The 947-nt window shown below is 73.1% G+C and carries 1 protein-coding gene and 1 pseudogene; one reads left to right on the forward strand and one right to left on the reverse strand.

The genetic code is table 11. The annotated features are described in order from the left end of the window. The coding region (locus E2E34_RS34660) for an alcohol dehydrogenase catalytic domain-containing protein (protein ID WP_439333712.1) at positions 1–512 on the reverse strand (512 nt) is incomplete at its 3' end. An 86-nt stretch (positions 513–598) separates the two neighbouring features. Between E2E34_RS34660 and E2E34_RS34665 the strand changes: the two are divergent. Next, positions 599–854, forward strand: a pseudogene (locus E2E34_RS34665) (TetR family transcriptional regulator); the annotation flags it as partial. Positions 855–947 lie beyond the last annotated feature (93 nt).

A 947-nucleotide genomic window follows, 5' to 3' on the forward strand; every position in this document is an offset into this window, starting at 1 on the left:
GCCCCGACGACGTGCGCCCCCGCCGCGTGCGCCATCTGCACCAGCAGCGTGCCCATGCCGCCCGAAGCGCCCAGGATCAGGACCCGTTCGCCGGGCCTGATGCCGACCGCCTCCACTATGCCGGTGCCCGTGACGCCGTCGTGCGCCAGCGCGGCCGCCTCGGGCAGGCCGAGGCCGTCCGGGACCGGGACGAGCCGGTCGACCGGTGCGGCGACCTGTTCGGCGTACGTCCCCGCCGTGCCCGGGCCCGCCACCACCCGGCGGCCGGTCCACGCCGGGTCGACGCCCTCGCCCACCGCCGTCACGATCCCGGCCGCCGCGCCGCCCGGAACGTACGGCGGCTCGATGCCGAACTGCGGCCCCCAGCCGCCCCGGATCTGCGTCTCGACGTAGATCGTGTCGATGACGGAGACCGCCACGACCGCCTCGCCCGGCCCGGCCGCCGGATCCGGCAGACCGGTGTCCACCAGTACCTCCGGACCGCCGAACTCCCTTACCTGAATCGCGCGCATGACGTTCACTCCCCATGTGGCCGGTGTCTGCCCGCGAGTCTGTGACCTCAAGTCCTGTTGAGGTCAAGTACGTACCCTTCGTCGTCATGAGTGGTTTGCGCGAGCGGAGGAAGCAGCGGACGTACCGGGTGATCTCCGACGCCGCGATCGCCCTGTTCCTGGAGAAGGGGTTCGACGAGGTCTCCGTCGCCGAGGTGGCGGCCGCGGCCGAGATCTCCAAGCCGACGCTCTTCCGCTACTTCCCCGCCAAGGAAGACCTCGCTGCACCGTTTCGCCGACCACGAGGACGAGGCGGCCCGGGTGGTCACCGCCGGGCCGGCGGACGGACTCGCGCCCCTGGCGAACTGGCGGTACGTGAGGTGCGGGAGGTGACGACCGCGACGGTCGAGGCGGTACGGGCGGCCTGCTGGCCGCGCTGGACGCGGCGGGCGTGAG

The sequence above is a fragment of the Streptomyces albidochromogenes genome, from assembly GCF_005981925.1.
Lineage (GTDB): Bacteria > Actinomycetota > Actinomycetes > Streptomycetales > Streptomycetaceae > Streptomyces > Streptomyces albidochromogenes.